The sequence below is a fragment of the Luteimonas cucumeris genome (genome assembly GCF_007830035.1).
Taxonomy (GTDB): domain Bacteria; phylum Pseudomonadota; class Gammaproteobacteria; order Xanthomonadales; family Xanthomonadaceae; genus Luteimonas_C; species Luteimonas_C cucumeris.
The window spans coordinates 23,960-38,644 of the sequence record NZ_VLKN01000007.1; the positions used below are offsets into that span (position 1 = coordinate 23,960).

The window sequence follows — 14,685 nt, forward strand, 5'->3', positions numbered from 1 at the left end:
GTCGATTACGTCCGCGGATCGTCGTGGCCGGTGACTTCATCGGTCTGGCGCTGGCGGAACGCCGCCAGTGCCGCCGCGATGTCCATCCGTTCCGCCGACAGCATCGCCGCTGCGAACAGCGCCGCGTTGGACGCGCCGGCGTTGCCGATGGCGAAGGTGGCGACGGGGATGCCGGCCGGCATCTGCACGATCGACAGCAGCGAATCCATGCCGTTGAGCGCCTTGGACTGCACCGGCACGCCGAGCACCGGCACCGCGGTCTTGGCCGCGAGCATGCCCGGCAGGTGCGCCGCGCCGCCAGCACCGGCGATGATCGCGCGCAAGCCGCGTTGCGCCGCGCTGGCCGCGTACTCGAACAGGACGTCGGGCGTGCGGTGCGCCGACACCACGCGCACCTCGTGCGGCACGCCAAGCATGTCGAGCTTCTGCACTGCGTGCTGCATCGTTTCCCAGTCGGAACGGGAACCCATCACGACGCCGACGAGTGGGTGATCCGGATTGGCAGACATGGTCGATCCCTGTCGCAAAGACGTATTCTACCGGCCTCACGTCGCCACGGTATCGTCATGGACCGGAAACTGCTCGACATCCTCGTCTGCCCCGCCAGCCGGCAACCGCTGGCCCTGCTCGACAAAGCCGGCCTCGATGCCCTCAACCGGGCCATCGCCGGCGGCGACGTCAAGCGCAACGACGGCAGCGCGCAGGCCGATGCGATCCGCGAAGCGCTGGTCACGCGCGACCGCAAGACCGTGTACCGGCTGGACGATGGCATCCCGGTGCTGCTGGTCGAGGAAGGCATCGCCACCGCGCAGGTCGAAGGCTTCCCGGCCGGATGAGCCGCGACTTCGCGCCACCGCCGCGAGCAACGATCGAGGCAGACGTCGCGCGGGCACTGACCGAGGACCTGGGCAGCGGCGACGTCACGGCAGCCCTGTTGCCGGACATCGCCGACAGCGCCTATCTGCTGTGCAAGCAGGATGCGGTGATCGCCGGGCGGCCGTGGTTCGACGCCTGCCATCGCGCGCTCGATCCGCAGGTGCGCATCGACTGGCGCATCGCCGAAGGCGAGCGCGTCGCCAGCGGCACGGTGCTGGCGACGTTGCAGGGCCGTGCACGCAGCCTGGTCAGCGCCGAGCGCACCTCGTTGAACTTCCTTCAGACGCTCAGCGGTACCGCCACGCTCACCGCCGCCTACGTCGATGCGGTGCGTGGCACGCGGGCGCGGATCCTGGACACCCGCAAGACCATCCCCGGCCTGCGCCTGGCGCAGAAATACGCGGTCCGCGTGGGCGGCGGCGTCAATCACCGCATCGGGCTGTACGACGCGGTGATGCTGAAGGAGAACCATGTCCGTGCCGCCGGTTCGCTGACGGCGGCAATCCAAGCCGCGCGCGCGCTGCGTCCGTCGTTGCCACTGATCGTCGAGGTGGAAACGCTGGCGCAACTGGACGAGGCACTGCAGGAAGGCTGCACGCGGATCCTGGTCGATGATTTCGACGCCGCCACCCGAAGGCAGGCCGTCGCCATCGCCGCCGGACGCATACCGCTGGAGGTTTCCGGCGGCGTCGACCTGGCTGGCGTGCGCGCCATCGCCGAGGACGGCGTCGACTGCATCTCGATCGGCGCGCTGACCAAGCATGTGCAGGCGATCGACCTGTCGTTGAAGCTGGGACCGTCGCCGGCCTGAAGCCCGCGACTTTCGCAGGACGCACACACGTCCTGCTGCCAACATCGGCGCATACATCACGGAGTGGCCGCATGAATCGCAACCCCGGAGCGCTTGCCTGCGCCGCGCTGTTGAGCCTGATCGTCACCGCCTGCAGTTCCAACGTCCGCAAACCGCCTCCGGGACCAACCCCGCCCGTACAACCACAGACGCCGGCATCGCCGCGCGTGCCGCAGGCACAAGGCAGCCTCGGTTCGGCCGAACGCATCACCAGCATCGCCCGGCGCGAGCACGTGTTGTGGTACCAGCCCTTCATCGACAGCAATGGACGGCTGGCGAGCCTGGGCGTCACCGAAGCCGAACAATCGCAGCTGGCCGACGGCACCGAGGCCTGGCAACGTGTGCTCGGCTACTGGCGCAACAGCGGCACGCTGTACGAGATGGCGCAGAGCAATATCGGCGGCGCCTATGCCTGCCAGTACCCCAGCGGCTATGCGCAGGGCAAGGCGGAATGCAGGGCGTTCCTTGTCGACAATGCTTGGTCCGCGGCCTTCGTGTCCTATGTGATGATCCAGGCCGGCGTGCCCGGCTTCCGCTCCTCGCCGCGCCACTTCGACTACATCCGCCAGGCCTATCGCGGCGAAGGCCCCTACCTGTTCGTCGATCCGATCGCGCATCGACCCGCGCCCGGCGACCTGCTGTGCTTCGTGCGCGACAACGGTTCGATCCCCGGTTACGCAGGCCTGAGCAGCCGGTTCGGCAGCGGCAACGATGGTTCGCTGGCCACGCATTGCGACATCGTGATCGGACGCGATGCCAGCGGCCGCGAGCTGCACGTGGTCGGCGGCAACGTGTTCGACAGCGTCACCCTGCGCAAGCTCAAGCTGGACCCGCAGGGTTACGTGATCCTGCCGCACACCCTTGCGGCCCAGGGAATGGAGGCCTATTGCAGCCCGGCCAACGAGACGGCATGCAATTTCAACCGGCAGAACTGGGCGGTGCTGCTGAAACTCAGGCCGACCGTGTCGCGTTATGCGACGCCAGCGGCGGCAACTCCCACGGCTCCGCGCTACATCACGCCGCAGCGCGCCGCACCCGCGGCAACGCCTACGCCTGCGCCGGCAATGCCAGCGGCAGTACCGGCGCAACCCGCCGCGCCTGCCCCCGCTACCCCCACATCTGTGCCTACGCCGACACCGACACAACCCGTCCTGCCGCCCGCGACCCCGACGGTGCCAACACCTCAGCCAACACAGCCGGCGCCACAGCCCGCTATCGAACCGCAGCCGCAACCACCGCCGCCCACGACCGTGCCCTGAGCCTCTTCTCCGGGAAGTGAAAGGAAGCGAGACTTGCTTCCCCGCCATCAGGCCACCACTTCCCGGCAATGCCTACCCTTCTGTTGCTGATGATCGCCGTGGCGATCGGCTTCGCGCTGTGGAACAGCGCACGCGCCGCTGCAGAGCGCGCCGAGATACTCGGCCGCGATGCCTGCCAGGCCGCGAACGTGCAATGGCTCGACCAGAGCGTGCATGCCTCCGGCATACGCCTGCGTCGCGGTCGCGACGGACGCCTCGGCTTCGAGCGCAGTTTCCGATTCGACTACTCGCGCGACGGCAATGACCGGCACTCCGGGCGACTGGTACTTCGCGGCGCGGAACTGGTGTCGTTCAGCGGACCGATCGCGGCGCGCGACACCCTGCACTGAGCTTCACTTCCAGAACCCCACGGGTTTTGACTCGCAAGGCAAAAAGTGCGCGTTCGGACGCAGCGCTATCTACTTGACCACGCGCAGGTGCGCTCGCTTCGGCGGCGCGCCGGTGTTTTCCTCGTCCGGCGCGGTCGGCACGGGCGGCTCGTCATCAGGTCCCGAATTGTCGATGTCTTCCGGCAAGGCCATGCCCTGCCCGGTCTCGCGCGCGTAGATCGCCAGCACCGCGGCCATCGGCACCATCACCGACTGGCTGACGCCGCCGAAACGCGCGCTGAAGCTGACCGCGTCGATGCCCAGCTCGAGTCGCGCCACGGCGCGGGCGGCGATGTTCAGCACCACCTTGCCTTCCTTGACGGCACTGGCCGGCACCTGCACGCCAGGCAGGGTCGCATCGACCAGCAGGTGCGCGGTCATGCCGTTGTCGGCGATCCATTCGTACAGGGCCCGCAACAGGTACGGGCGATGGCTGGTCATGCGTGGCGCGCTGCCTTCGGTCATGGCCGCAGTTTAAAGCGACAGCGGCCGAGGGCCTAGGGCCCGGCCTTCAGGCCGGCACTTCGCGCAGCTTCTTTTCTTCGTCCGTCAGGCTGCGGATGAAGCCGGGATTGCGGAAGATGCGGTTGCCGTAATCCTCGATCACCTTGCCATCCTTGGGCAGCGGAATGCCCAGCGAATCCAGCCGCCAGATGATCGGCGCCATGGCGCAGTCGGCGAGGCTCATCTCGGGATTGAGAAAGAACTTGCTTGCCTTGAACAGCGGCACCGAGGCGGTCAGCAGTTCCTTCAGGCGCTTGCGCGCGGCTTCGGCCTGCTGCTTGTTGCCCAGCTGGATCGCCTGCACCTGCGGCACCCAGTCGTGCTCGATGCGCAGCATCGCCAAGCGCAGGCGTGCGCGCGACAGCGGATCGACCGGCATCAACGGCGGATGCGGGTAGCGCTCGTCGAGGTATTCGCTGACCACCGACGCGGCGTACAACACCAGTTCGCGCTCGACCAGGGTCGGCACCGAGTGGTAGGGATTGAGGTCGATCAGGTCTTCCGGCGGTTTCTGCGGATCCACCGGCACGAAGTCGTAGGTCACGCCCTTGGCCGCCAGCACCAGGCGCACCCGGTGGCAGAGCACGTCGTCGACCGATGAGAACAACGTCAGAGCATTACGCATACGCGGACTGGCGGCCATCATCGACCTCTCCTTTCGCAGCAAACGCCGTCCACCCATTGCAGACGGCCGTCATTGTCCCGGGCGGCAAACCCTGCTTTCACGCCCGCGCGATGCCGTGCGGGCGCCTGCGGAAGTGCCCGCGGCGCACGCGGGCTCTTGCCGGGGACTCGCCTCAATGCTCGACGTCCCGCCAGTATTCCTTCTTCAGCAACCAGGCGATGAACGTGAACAATGCCAGGAACAGGATCACCCACACGCCAAGGCTCTGGCGCTTGAGTGCAGCCGGCTCGCCGGCGTATTCGAGGAAGGCGGTGATGTCACGCACGGTCTGGCTGAACTGCTGCGCGTCCTGCGCGCCCGGCTGCGGAATCACCAGCCGCTCCACGTGCCGTTCACCGGTGGCATCGGGCTTGCCGAGTTCGGCGTGCTGCAGGCCCTGCAGCTCCCACAGCGGGTTGGGCATGGAGGCATTCGGGAACAACTGGTTGTTCCAGCCAAGCGGACGGGTTTCGTCCAGGTAGAACGATTTCAGGTAGGTGTAGATCCAGTCGCTGCCGCGCACGCGCGAGATCACGCTCAGGTCCGGCGGCATCTTGCCGAACCACTTGGTCGCGCCATCGGCCGGCATGTTCACCAGGATGTGCTCGCCGAACTTCGCGCCAGTGAAGTTGAGGTTGTTCATCACCTCTTCCTCGCTCAGGCCCAGATCCTCGGCCATGCGCGAGTAACGCAGGTACTTGAGCGAATGGCAGCCCGAGCAGTAGTTCATGTACAGCTGCGCGCCGCGCTGCAGCGACGCGCGGTCGCCCAGGTCGACACCCGACTGCTGCAGGTTGCCGCCGCCGGCGGCGTAGGCGGTGGCCGACACCAGCAGGCCGGCGACGAACGTGGCGAGCTTCTTCACGATGCGGTTTTTCCGGAAGGGCTGGCTGGCTGGGGAAATGGCGTCAGTCATGCATCGTCACCCGTTCCGGCACCGGCTTGGTCTTGTCGAGCTTGGTCCATAGCGGCATGGTGATGAAGAAGGCGAAATACAGGAAGGTCAGCACCTGGCCGATGATGGTCTCGACCGGATCGGTGCCCGGACCGGCGCCGATCTTGCCCAGCCACAGGAAGCACACCGCGAACAGGCCCAGCATCAGCTTGGACAGCAGGCCGCGGTAACGGTAGGACTTGACCGGACTGCGGTCCAGCCACGGCACCATGAACAGCACCGCGATCGCCGCGAACATCACCAGCACGCCCCACAGCTTGATCGCGAAGAACGACGGCACCACGCGCAACATCGCGTAGTACGGGGTGAAGTACCACACCGGCTTGATGTGTTCCGGCGTCACCAGGCGGTTGGCCTCGGTGAAGTTGTCGTGCTCCAGGAACCAGCCGCCGAAGCTAGGGGCGAAGAAGATGATGAAGGCCGCCAGCATCAGGAAGAAACCGACACCGACCAGGTCCTTGACCGTGTAGTACGGGTGGAAGGGAATGCCGTCCTTCGGCTTGGCCGCATCCCAGCGATTGCCCTTCGGGCCGTACTTGATGTCGATGCCGTCGGGATTGTTGGAACCGACCTCGTGCAGCGCACCCAGGTGCAACACCACCAGCAGCAACAGCACCAGCGGCAGCGCGATGACGTGCAGGGCGAAGAAGCGGTTGAGGGTGGCATCGCCGGGCAGGTAATCGCCCATGATCCACTCGGTCAGGCCGTTGCCGATCACCGGGATCGCGCCGAACAGCGAGATGATCACCTTGGCGCCCCAGAACGACATCTGGCCCCACGGCAGCACGTAGCCCATGAAGGCTTCGGCCATCAGGACCAGGTAGATCAGCATGCCCAGGATCCACACCAGCTCGCGCGGCTTCTGGTAGGAGCCGTACATCAGGCCGCGGAACATGTGCAGGTAGACGACGATGAAGAACAGCGAGGCGCCGGTGCTGTGCATGTAGCGGATCAGCCAGCCCCACTCCACGTCGCGCATGATGTATTCGACCGACGAGAACGCTTCGGCCGCGGACGGCTTGAAGTGCATCGTCAGGAAGATGCCGGTGACGATCTGGTTGACCAGCACCAGCAGCGCCAGCGAGCCGAAGTAGTACCAGAGGTTGAAGTTCTTCGGAGCGTAGTACTCCGTCATGTGCTTGCGGTACACCGGCATCATGCCGGGCGCGCGCGCGTTGACCCAGTCCATCAGGCCATTGGCGCCGCGTGTCAGGAAGTTCGCCATGATTTACGCGGCCTCCTTGGGGTCGACGCCAATGACGATGGTGGTGTCGTTTTCATAATGATGCGGTGGCACCAGCAGGTTGATCGGCGCAGGCACACCGGCGAACACGCGACCGGCCATGTCGAAGCGCGACTTGTGGCAGGGGCAGAAGTAGCCACCCTTCCACTCCGGATCGAACGGCTCGGGCCGGATTTCGGCGAGCATTTCCGGCGCGCAGCCCAAGTGCGTGCAGAGGCCGACCAGCACCGAGATCTCGGGCTTGATCGAACGCAGTTCGTTCTGCGCGTACTGCGGCTGCTGCTCGGTGGTGGACTTCGGATCGGCGAGGCGTGGATCCAGCGTCGGCAGCACTTCCAGCATCTGCTTGGAGCGCTTCACGATCCAGATCGGCTGGCCGCGCCATTCCAGCATCAGTCGCTGGCCTTCCTGCAACGCGCTGATATCGGCCGTCACCGGCGCACCGGCCAGCTTGGCGCGCGAACTGGGCAGCCATGACTTGATGAACGGCACCGCGACAAACCCGACCCCGACCGCACCGACCACTGCCGTGGTCGCCGTCAGGAACCGGCGTCGGCCCAGGTTTTCGGGACCCTTGACCCCATCGTTGGACATCCGGAACTCCGCAAAAAACGTTTGGTAGCTATGTGGCTGCCGCGAACCGGTTCCGTGCCCGGAAGCGGCCGCAAAAGACGGCAAAGTGTAACGGAACGCTGAATGTGCCGACAACGTTTTGGCGTCGTAGCGCGGTTTGCGGGGTGTTGCAGAGGTCTTTTTGCGCGCCGGACGGGGTTGGCCCGGTGCGTTTACTGCTGGGCCAGGCCGCCGCGATAGCGCTCGGCCAACACGCCGACACGCTGCACGTAACGCCGGGTCTCGCCATAGGGAGGCACGCCGTTGTACTTGTCGACCGCGCCCTCGCCGGCGTTGTAGCCGGCCGCGGCCAGGGTCAGGTCGCCCTTGAAACGCTTCAGCAGCCAGGCCAGGTACTGCACGCCGCCGCGGATGTTCTGACTGGCATCGAAGGCGTTGTCGACGCCGAAACGCCGTGCCGTGGCCGGCATCAGCTGCATCAGTCCCTGCGCGCCGACCCTCGACAACGCATTCGGATTGAATGCCGATTCGGCATGGATGATGGCGCGGACGATGGCTTCTTCGACGCCGAACTCGCGCGCGGCGCTGGCGATTTCCTGCTGGTAGGCGGCGGTGTTCAGGCGCAGCGTGCCAAAGTTGACGCCGGGTTTGGAGCCGCAGGCGTAGCAGGTTTCCATGAAGCTGTAGGTGATCCGGCGGATCGAGGCCAGCGGAATGCCGCGCGGGCGCCCCGACGTGCAGTTCAGCGTGCCGTGGCGGCGATAACAGTAGATCGTGCCGCTGTTGACCTGCGACCGGGCGCCCGACTTGGCCACCGGTGCCGGAGTCGCCACGGCGGGCGCGGAACCGATGGCCGGCGATCCGGCGACGACGGCCGGCGTCGTGGCCTTGCCCACGGCCGCGTTCGGCGGTGGCTCGTTCACTGTCGCTGGCGTCTTGCCGCGCGAAGCGCCACCGGAATAGCTGATCGGCGTGCAGTTCGCCTTCGGCACCCGCTTGCTGGTGTAACTGCGCGATCCGTCGGCCGTCTCGCAACGGTAGACCGTGCCGGCCACGCAAGGTGCAGCCGCCAGCAGGCAGATAAGCAGCGCTAGTCCCCGAGCCCCCTTCATCGTCGCGGAGTGTCCCCCCTCCCGGCGGCGTTGCCAAGTCCTTGATTGGCAAACCGGCTGCCGGACCGCCATGGCCGTGACCGACCACACAGTCGCGTTTCCGAACAGGGAACGCCCGCCACTAGGACGCGCGCAGCGACCGCAGCCGGTGTTTTGAAGGCGTCTGCTAAGCTCGCAGCCCTCACCCGGCGCGGAATCACCGCCGCCCACCCGGAACTGCCATGACCGATACCGCCTCCCCGGCCGCGCCCGAGCGCGCCCAAGCCATGCCCACGAAGGGCAAGTTGTTCATCAAGACCCACGGCTGCCAGATGAACGAGTACGACTCGGCCAAGATGGCCGACGTGCTCGCAGCAAGCGACGGCCTGGAGCTGACCGACAACGTCGAGGAAGCCGACGTGGTCCTGGTCAACACCTGCTCGATCCGCGAAAAAGCACAGGAGAAGGTGTTCAGCCAGCTCGGCCGCTGGAAGGCGCTCAAGGCCGACGGCAAGCCGGTGATCATCGGCGTCGGCGGCTGCGTCGCCTCGCAGGAAGGCGAGGCCATCGTCAAGCGCGCGCCCTACGTCGACCTGGTGTTCGGCCCGCAGACCCTGCACCGCCTGCCCGAGCTGATCCGCGCGCGCCGCGATTCCGGCAAGCCGCAGGTCGACATCAGCTTCCCCGAGATCGAGAAGTTCGACCGCCTGCCCGAGCCGCGCGCCGAAGGTCCGAGCGCGTTCGTGTCGATCATGGAAGGCTGCAGCAAGTACTGCAGCTTCTGCGTGGTGCCGTACACGCGCGGCGAGGAAGTCAGCCGTCCGTTCGAGGATGTACTGGTCGAAGTCGCGCAGCTCGCCGCCCAGGGCGTGCGCGAGATCAACCTGCTCGGGCAGAACGTCAACGCCTATCGTGGCCCTTACGGTGACGGCGAAGTCGCCGATCTCGGCCTGCTGATACGCGCGATCGCCCAGATCGAAGGCATCGGCCGCATCCGCTTCACCACTTCGCACCCGCTGGAGTTTTCCGACTCGCTGATCGAGGCCTATCGCGACGTGCCGCAGCTGGCCAACTACCTGCACCTGCCCGTGCAGGCCGGCAGCGACCGCATCCTGTCGGCGATGAAGCGCGGTTACACGGCGCTGGAATTCAAGCAGAAGATCCGCAAGCTGCGCGCGGTGCGACCGGACATCTCGATCTCGTCGGATTTCATCGTCGGTTTTCCCGGCGAAACCGATGCAGACTTCGACAAGACCATGAAGCTGATCGAGGACGTCGGTTTCGACCAGTCGTTCTCCTTCATCTATTCGCGCCGCCCCGGCACGCCGGCTGCGGACCTCGAGGACGACACGCCCGATGCGGTGAAGCACGCGCGCCTGGAGCGCCTGCAGGCGCATATCAATGCGCATTCGGCCGGCATCTCGCAGGCCATGGTCGGCAGCGTGCAGTCGGTGCTGGTCGAAGGCCCGTCGAGGAAGAATCCGAACGAGCTGACCGGCAAGACCGAGAACATGCGCTCGGTGAACTTTCCCGGTCACCCGCGCCTGATTGGTCAGTTCGTCGACGTGGCGATCACCGAGGCGATGACCAATTCGCTGCGCGGGCGCGTGGCCACGGACGAATGAGGCAGCGATGACGTCGAAGGATGCTGCAACCGCCCCTCCGGTCATCCGCGAAATCGCACCGGACGAATTCGAAACGGTCTGGCCGATCTTCCAGGAAGTGATCGCCGGCCAGGAGACCTACGCCTACGACCCCGCCCTGTCCGTCGAGCAGGCACGCGCGATGTGGACCTCGCCGCCGGCGCGCTGCTTCGTGGCCGAAGCCGACGGCGAAGTGCTGGGCTGCTACCGGATCGCGCCGAATTACCTTGGCCCCGGCGACCACGTCGCCAACGGTAGCTACATGGTGGCGTCGGCTGCGCGCGGCCGCGGCATCGGCGCACTGCTGTGCGCGCACTCGCTGCAGGAAGCACGGCGTGCCGGATTCGCGGCGATGCAGTTCAACATCGTGGTCAGCACGAATACCGCCGCGGTGAAGCTGTGGCAGCGCCATGGCTTCGAGATCGTCGGCACCGTACCCGCGGCGTTCCGTCATCCACGGCTCGGCCTGGTCGACACCTACGTGATGTACCGGAGCCTGTGAGCAGGCCCGTCTCCCGCTACGCGCTCGGCCTGTGGTTCTGCGGCATCGCTGCGCTGGGCCTGCTGCGCTTCTGGGCCAAGGTGCGCGAGTCCGGCACGCCGCTGCCGTTCGACGCCTGGCTGTGGCTGATCGGATCGCTGATTTGCGCGTTGATCGGTGTGATCGCGCTCCTGCGCACACGGCGCCCGTAGGAGCGCGCTCAATCCAGTCGCTTGCGGAAGCGGCTGATCGCCAGCGTCATCATCACCGCGGTGAACGCCAGCAGCGCCAGCACATCCGGCCATAGCTCCCACAATCCGGCGCCGCGCAACATCACACCGCGGATCAGGCGCAGGAAATGGGTCAGCGGAAACAGTTCGGCCAGCCATTGCACGATCGTCGGCATGCCGGCAAACGGGAACATGAAGCCCGACAGCAGGATCGACGGCAGGAACACGAAGAAGGTCATCTGCATCGCCTGGAACTGCGACTGCGCCTTGGTCGAGATCAGCAGGCCCAGGGTCAGGTTGGCGAGGACCAGCAGCACCGATGCCAGGTAGACGTCGAGCACGCTACCGCGCACCGGCACCTCGAACAGCCATACGCCCAGCGCCAGCACCAGGGTGGTCTGGACCAGGCCGATCGCCGCGTACGGCAGCACCTTGCCGATCATCAGTTCGGAGCGGCTCACGGGGGTGGCGATCAACAGTTCCATGTTGCCGCGTTCGCGCTCGCGCACGATCGCCACGCCGGTGAACAGCACCATCGTCATGGTCAGGATCACGCCGATCAGGCCGGGGACGATGTTTATCGCCGAGCGCCGCTCCGGGTTGTAGAACGCGACCACGCTGACCTGTTCCTCGCCGGTCCGTTGCGATTTCAGGTTGCTGGTCGGGGTGGTGACCAGCGGCAACTGCGCCAGCTGGATCGCGGCGCTCTGCACCACCGTGTCGCTGCCGTCGACCAGCACCTGCACCGCCTCGCGGCCATCGAAGCGGCGCCGTTCGAAATCCGGCGGAATCACGATGCCGACGCTGATCTCGCCGCGGCGCAGTCGCTCCATCAGTTCCTGCGGAGCGGTCGCGCTGACCGCCGGGTCGATGACGCCGGTCGCCACCATGTCCATCACCACCGCACGCGAGCCGGCCGTATTGGCCTGATCGGCGACGCCGGCCGACAGGCCGCGCAGGTTGAGGTTGATCGCGTAGCCGAACAGGATCAGCTGCATCACCGGAATCCCGACGATCATCGCCAGGGTGATCCGGTCGCGCCGCATCTGGCGCATCTCCTTGACCACGATCGCGGACAGCCGGCGCAGGTTCATGCCGCGTCCGCCTTGACCTGGCGGTCGTCGTCGCTGCGTCCGCCGGTCGCCGACACGAACACGTCTTCCAGGCTCGGTTCGGAAGCGACGACTTCAGCCTGCAGGCCGGCGGATTGCAATGCCTGGCGCACGCGCGTGGCGACATCGCCCTCGCGATCGGCGAGCACGCGCAAGCTGTTGCCGATCTGCGCCACGCTCAGCACGCCCGGCACCGCAATCAGCGCCTTCTGCGCGCGGCGTGGATGCACCGCCTCGACCAGTACCGTGCGTCCCTGCAGTGCCGTGGTGAGTTCCAGCGGCGTGCCGTCGGCAACCAGCGCGCCATGGTCGAGGATGGCGATGCGATGGCAGCGCTCGGCCTCGTCCATGTAATGCGTCGATACCAGGATGGTGGTGCCGGCGTCGGCGAGGTCGAAGAGTTTTTCCCAGAAATCGCGGCGTGATTCGGGATCGACCGCGCTGGTCGGCTCGTCGAGGAACAGCAGTTCCGGCTCCTGGATCACCGCACCGGCCAGTGCAAGGCGCTGCTTCTGGCCGCCGCTCAGCGTGCCAGCCAGTTGCTTCTGCCGGTCCTGGAAATGGAACTGCGCGACCAGTTCGTCGATTCGCCGCGTCGCCTGCGCCTTCGCGATGTCCTGCACCGCCGCCAGGAACTCGAGGTTCTCGCGCACGGTCAGGTCTTCGAACAACGAGAACTTCTGAGTCATGTAGCCGATGCGGCGACGCAAATCCTCGGCCTGCTCCGGGATCTTCAATCCCAGCACTTCGATCTGTCCCGTGGTCGGCGTCAGCAGCCCGCACAGCATGCGGATCGTGGTCGACTTGCCGGAACCGTTCGGGCCGAGGAAGCCATACACGCAGGCGCGCGGCACGCTCAGGTCGACGTCGTTCACCGCGAGCAGGTCGCCGAAGCGCTTGCTCAGGCCGCGGGCGCGGATGGCGAGGTCGGACGTGGAACTCGAATGCGCCATCATCGGGTGGCTTCTGCTGACATTCTTTTCGCGGAGGCGCGCATCATCATTGCGCTTCGGCGTCGAACTCGACGCGCAGCGGCAGCCCTGCCGGCAGTTCCGCGGCGTCCTTCTCCAGCTGCACTTCGGCCAGATAACTCAATCGCGCCGCGTCCTTGCCGATCAGCGCGTAGTACGGGGTGAACGTCGGCTCGCTGCGGATCATGCGCACACGCCCGGGCAGCGCCTCGTCGCGACCGTGCAGATAGACCCGCGCCGACTGGCCGACGCGGACGTCGGCGCGGATCGGCTCCGGCACGTAGACGCGGGCGAACGGTGCATCGCCGACCAGCATGACCACCAGCGGCGCGCCGACCGGCGCCTGGTCGCCGACCTTGTACGGCACGCTGTCGACCAGCCCGGCACGCGGTGCGACCAGGTCGAGCTTCTGCAATGTCACCGCCTGCGTGGCCGCCTGCGCTTCTGCAGCCGCCAGCGCGGATTCGCCCTGCGCGATCTGCTCGCTGCGCGTGCCGCGCTCCAGTTCCAGCAATGCCGCCTGTGCGGCACGCACCTGCGCCTGCGCATTGCCGGCCGCCGCGCGTGCGCGATCGACATCCGACGCAGCCACCAGTTTCTGCCGCCCCAGTGGCTGCAGGCGCGCGTAATACGCCTGCGCGTCGGCCGCCTGCGCCTGCGCGGCGGACAGGTTGGCGCGCGCCTGCGCGATGGCCTCGCTGCGTGGGCCGGCTTCCAGTTCCTGCAGCGCTTCGCGCGATTGCCGTGCCTGGGCCTGTGCCGCGGCAAGCTGCGACTGCGTGCGTGTCCGTTCCAGTTGCATCAGCGGTGCACCGGCGGCCACGCGCTGGCCTTCGCGCACGTCGATGCGCACGATCCTTTCCGCGGCTGGCGCCGGCAAGGTGATGCGGTCGTATTCCAGCGTGCCCAGCGCCTGCGCCGGGTCCTGCCTGCAGGCGACGAGCAGCGCGATCGCCGCAACCAGCACGAGCACGCGTGTTCCAGACTTGGCGACAGGCATCATTTCAGCTCCAGTCCGCGGTCAAGCAGGGCCAAGGCATGCCGGCGCACGTCGTCCAGGGCGATGTCGTCGGCCTCGAAGATGCTGCGCCAGATCGGCGCGCCCGCGATCGGCAGCAGGGTCAGGCCGATCAGCGATGTCATCAGCAGGCGCGGGTCGAGATCGGAATTGAGCTCGCCGCGCGATTGCGCAGCGGCAAAGCGCGCCGCGATCACGCGTGCCAGCTCCGGTGCGATGCGCGTCACCAGCAGGTCGCGCAGTGCGCCGCCTTCGCACAGCACTTCGCGCACCCACACCTGCGGCCACCATGGCTGCTGTCGCACGGCCTCGATCAGTCCGTTGGTGAAGGCCGCCACGGTTGCGGCGACATCGTCGCCGGCGCGCTGCACGGCACCGCGCACGATCGCAAAGGCGGGCAGCATCCGTTCCTCGATGAATGCTTCCTGCAATTGCGCCTTGTCGCCGAAGTAGTAATGCAGCAGCGCCGGGGTGACACCCGCCTGCGCGGCGATCGCGCGCAGCGACGTGGCCGCGATGCCGTCGCGGACAAAGCAGGTCACCGTCGCATCGAGCAGTTGCTGGCGCAGGTCCTGGGCATCGCGCTGCGGCCGGCCCGGCGTACGTTTGGCCGATGCGCGCTTGGCCGGTGCTGGCTTGCCCGTTATCTGCTTATGGGCCTTCGTCCTCGGTCCCGTCGCGCCTCGGGGTAGCGTTTGACTTTTCATGGACTTAAATTAATTGAGTGATTAATTATTTGCAAACGACCCGGTCGCTATGGCCGCCTTAACGGGTCGCGCGCTACCCT

At 66.7% G+C, this 14,685-nt stretch carries 18 protein-coding genes; 7 read left to right on the forward strand and 11 right to left on the reverse strand.

Annotated features, from left to right (window positions below; all coding sequences use genetic code 11):
• Nucleotides 1-5: 5 nt before the first annotated feature.
• A complete protein-coding gene (purE, locus tag IP90_RS13905; protein WP_144900262.1) occupies nt 6-509 on the reverse strand; it encodes a 5-(carboxyamino)imidazole ribonucleotide mutase in 504 nt (167 codons plus the stop codon).
• A 57-nt stretch (nt 510-566) separates the two neighbouring features.
• Between purE and IP90_RS13910 the strand changes: the two genes are divergently transcribed.
• From IP90_RS13910 to IP90_RS13925, 4 genes are all read left to right on the forward strand, one after another.
• Nucleotides 567-836: a Trm112 family protein gene (locus IP90_RS13910; RefSeq protein WP_144900263.1), complete on the forward strand. Its 270-nt coding sequence runs from the start codon at nt 567-569 to the stop codon at nt 834-836.
• Nucleotides 833-1,687, forward strand: a complete 855-nt coding sequence (nadC, locus tag IP90_RS13915; RefSeq protein WP_144900264.1) for a carboxylating nicotinate-nucleotide diphosphorylase — start codon at nt 833-835, stop codon at nt 1,685-1,687. Before IP90_RS13910 ends, nadC begins: the two co-directional genes overlap by 4 nt.
• A gap of 71 nt (nt 1,688-1,758) precedes the next feature.
• The gene (locus tag IP90_RS13920; RefSeq protein WP_144900265.1) at nt 1,759-2,985 is read left to right on the forward strand and encodes a DUF2272 domain-containing protein; all 1,227 of its coding nucleotides are present in this window, start codon (nt 1,759-1,761) and stop codon (nt 2,983-2,985) included.
• A 68-nt stretch (nt 2,986-3,053) separates the two neighbouring features.
• Nucleotides 3,054-3,374, forward strand: coding sequence for a DUF3301 domain-containing protein (locus tag IP90_RS13925; RefSeq protein WP_144900266.1), 321 nt, complete (start codon nt 3,054-3,056; stop codon nt 3,372-3,374).
• A 69-nt stretch (nt 3,375-3,443) separates the two neighbouring features.
• Here IP90_RS13925 and IP90_RS13930 read toward each other — a convergent pair whose 3' ends face one another.
• The 6 genes from IP90_RS13930 to IP90_RS13955 all read right to left on the reverse strand — a co-directional run bounded on the left by IP90_RS13930 (nt 3,444) and on the right by IP90_RS13955 (nt 8,464).
• Complete coding sequence (locus IP90_RS13930) at nt 3,444-3,878, reverse strand: ClpXP protease specificity-enhancing factor (protein WP_144900267.1); 435 nt, start codon at nt 3,876-3,878, stop codon at nt 3,444-3,446.
• A gap of 46 nt (nt 3,879-3,924) precedes the next feature.
• Nucleotides 3,925-4,560, reverse strand: coding sequence for a glutathione S-transferase N-terminal domain-containing protein (locus tag IP90_RS13935; RefSeq protein ID WP_144900268.1), 636 nt, complete (start codon nt 4,558-4,560; stop codon nt 3,925-3,927).
• A 154-nt stretch (nt 4,561-4,714) separates the two neighbouring features.
• Nucleotides 4,715-5,497, reverse strand: coding sequence for a cytochrome c1 (locus IP90_RS13940; RefSeq protein WP_144900269.1), 783 nt, complete (start codon nt 5,495-5,497; stop codon nt 4,715-4,717).
• Nucleotides 5,490-6,761, reverse strand: a complete 1,272-nt coding sequence (locus IP90_RS13945) for a cytochrome b (protein ID WP_144900270.1) — start codon at nt 6,759-6,761, stop codon at nt 5,490-5,492. The genes IP90_RS13940 and IP90_RS13945 overlap by 8 nt, the downstream gene beginning before the upstream one ends.
• Nucleotides 6,762-6,764: 3 nt before the next feature.
• Entirely contained in the window at nt 6,765-7,373 is a 609-nt protein-coding gene (gene petA / locus IP90_RS13950) for a ubiquinol-cytochrome c reductase iron-sulfur subunit (RefSeq protein WP_144900271.1), read from the reverse strand.
• A gap of 191 nt (nt 7,374-7,564) precedes the next feature.
• Entirely contained in the window at nt 7,565-8,464 is a 900-nt protein-coding gene (locus tag IP90_RS13955; protein WP_144900272.1) for a lytic transglycosylase domain-containing protein, read from the reverse strand.
• Nucleotides 8,465-8,685: 221 nt separating this feature from the next.
• Between IP90_RS13955 and miaB the strand changes: the two genes are divergently transcribed.
• From miaB to IP90_RS13970, 3 genes are read left to right on the forward strand one after another with little or no spacing between them, the layout of a single operon-like run.
• A complete protein-coding gene (gene miaB, locus IP90_RS13960) occupies nt 8,686-10,068 on the forward strand; it encodes a tRNA (N6-isopentenyl adenosine(37)-C2)-methylthiotransferase MiaB (RefSeq protein WP_144900273.1) in 1,383 nt (460 codons plus the stop codon).
• Nucleotides 10,069-10,075: 7 nt separating this feature from the next.
• Nucleotides 10,076-10,588, forward strand: a complete 513-nt coding sequence (locus IP90_RS13965; protein ID WP_144900274.1) for a GNAT family N-acetyltransferase — start codon at nt 10,076-10,078, stop codon at nt 10,586-10,588.
• Complete coding sequence (locus tag IP90_RS13970; RefSeq protein WP_144900275.1) at nt 10,585-10,779, forward strand: hypothetical protein; 195 nt, start codon at nt 10,585-10,587, stop codon at nt 10,777-10,779. Before IP90_RS13965 ends, IP90_RS13970 begins: the two co-directional genes overlap by 4 nt.
• A gap of 8 nt (nt 10,780-10,787) precedes the next feature.
• On the opposite strand, the gene IP90_RS13975 is transcribed toward IP90_RS13970, so the two are convergent.
• From IP90_RS13975 to IP90_RS13990, 4 genes are all read right to left on the reverse strand, one after another.
• Nucleotides 10,788-11,891, reverse strand: a complete 1,104-nt coding sequence (locus IP90_RS13975; RefSeq protein ID WP_144900276.1) for an ABC transporter permease — start codon at nt 11,889-11,891, stop codon at nt 10,788-10,790.
• Nucleotides 11,888-12,829 (reverse strand): ABC transporter ATP-binding protein, encoded by a 942-nt coding sequence (locus IP90_RS13980; RefSeq protein ID WP_144900403.1) that lies wholly within the window; start codon nt 12,827-12,829, stop codon nt 11,888-11,890. The genes IP90_RS13975 and IP90_RS13980 overlap by 4 nt, the downstream gene beginning before the upstream one ends.
• Before the next feature lie 79 nt (nt 12,830-12,908).
• Nucleotides 12,909-13,880, reverse strand: a complete 972-nt coding sequence (locus IP90_RS13985) for an HlyD family secretion protein (RefSeq protein ID WP_144900277.1) — start codon at nt 13,878-13,880, stop codon at nt 12,909-12,911.
• Nucleotides 13,880-14,605, reverse strand: coding sequence for a TetR/AcrR family transcriptional regulator (locus IP90_RS13990; RefSeq protein ID WP_144900278.1), 726 nt, complete (start codon nt 14,603-14,605; stop codon nt 13,880-13,882). Before IP90_RS13990 ends, IP90_RS13985 begins: the two co-directional genes overlap by 1 nt.
• Nucleotides 14,606-14,685 lie beyond the last annotated feature (80 nt).

What these genes read in the sequence shown, in the direction of transcription:
- purE (WP_144900262.1), bottom strand. Translation starts at nt 509, where the DNA reads ATGTCTGCCAATCCGGATCACCCACTCGTCGGCGTCGTGATGGGTTCC.
- IP90_RS13910 (WP_144900263.1), top strand. Translation starts at nt 567, where the DNA reads ATGGACCGGAAACTGCTCGACATCCTCGTCTGCCCCGCCAGCCGGCAA.
- nadC (WP_144900264.1), top strand. Translation starts at nt 833, where the DNA reads ATGAGCCGCGACTTCGCGCCACCGCCGCGAGCAACGATCGAGGCAGAC.
- IP90_RS13920 (WP_144900265.1), top strand. Translation starts at nt 1,759, where the DNA reads ATGAATCGCAACCCCGGAGCGCTTGCCTGCGCCGCGCTGTTGAGCCTG.
- IP90_RS13925 (WP_144900266.1), top strand. Translation starts at nt 3,054, where the DNA reads ATGCCTACCCTTCTGTTGCTGATGATCGCCGTGGCGATCGGCTTCGCG.
- IP90_RS13930 (WP_144900267.1), bottom strand. Translation starts at nt 3,878, where the DNA reads ATGACCGAAGGCAGCGCGCCACGCATGACCAGCCATCGCCCGTACCTG.
- IP90_RS13935 (WP_144900268.1), bottom strand. Translation starts at nt 4,560, where the DNA reads ATGGCCGCCAGTCCGCGTATGCGTAATGCTCTGACGTTGTTCTCATCG.
- IP90_RS13940 (WP_144900269.1), bottom strand. Translation starts at nt 5,497, where the DNA reads ATGACTGACGCCATTTCCCCAGCCAGCCAGCCCTTCCGGAAAAACCGC.
- IP90_RS13945 (WP_144900270.1), bottom strand. Translation starts at nt 6,761, where the DNA reads ATGGCGAACTTCCTGACACGCGGCGCCAATGGCCTGATGGACTGGGTC.
- petA (WP_144900271.1), bottom strand. Translation starts at nt 7,373, where the DNA reads ATGTCCAACGATGGGGTCAAGGGTCCCGAAAACCTGGGCCGACGCCGG.
- IP90_RS13955 (WP_144900272.1), bottom strand. Translation starts at nt 8,464, where the DNA reads ATGAAGGGGGCTCGGGGACTAGCGCTGCTTATCTGCCTGCTGGCGGCT.
- miaB (WP_144900273.1), top strand. Translation starts at nt 8,686, where the DNA reads ATGACCGATACCGCCTCCCCGGCCGCGCCCGAGCGCGCCCAAGCCATG.
- IP90_RS13965 (WP_144900274.1), top strand. Translation starts at nt 10,076, where the DNA reads ATGACGTCGAAGGATGCTGCAACCGCCCCTCCGGTCATCCGCGAAATC.
- IP90_RS13975 (WP_144900276.1), bottom strand. Translation starts at nt 11,891, where the DNA reads ATGAACCTGCGCCGGCTGTCCGCGATCGTGGTCAAGGAGATGCGCCAG.
- IP90_RS13985 (WP_144900277.1), bottom strand. Translation starts at nt 13,880, where the DNA reads ATGCCTGTCGCCAAGTCTGGAACACGCGTGCTCGTGCTGGTTGCGGCG.
- IP90_RS13990 (WP_144900278.1), bottom strand. Translation starts at nt 14,605, where the DNA reads ATGAAAAGTCAAACGCTACCCCGAGGCGCGACGGGACCGAGGACGAAG.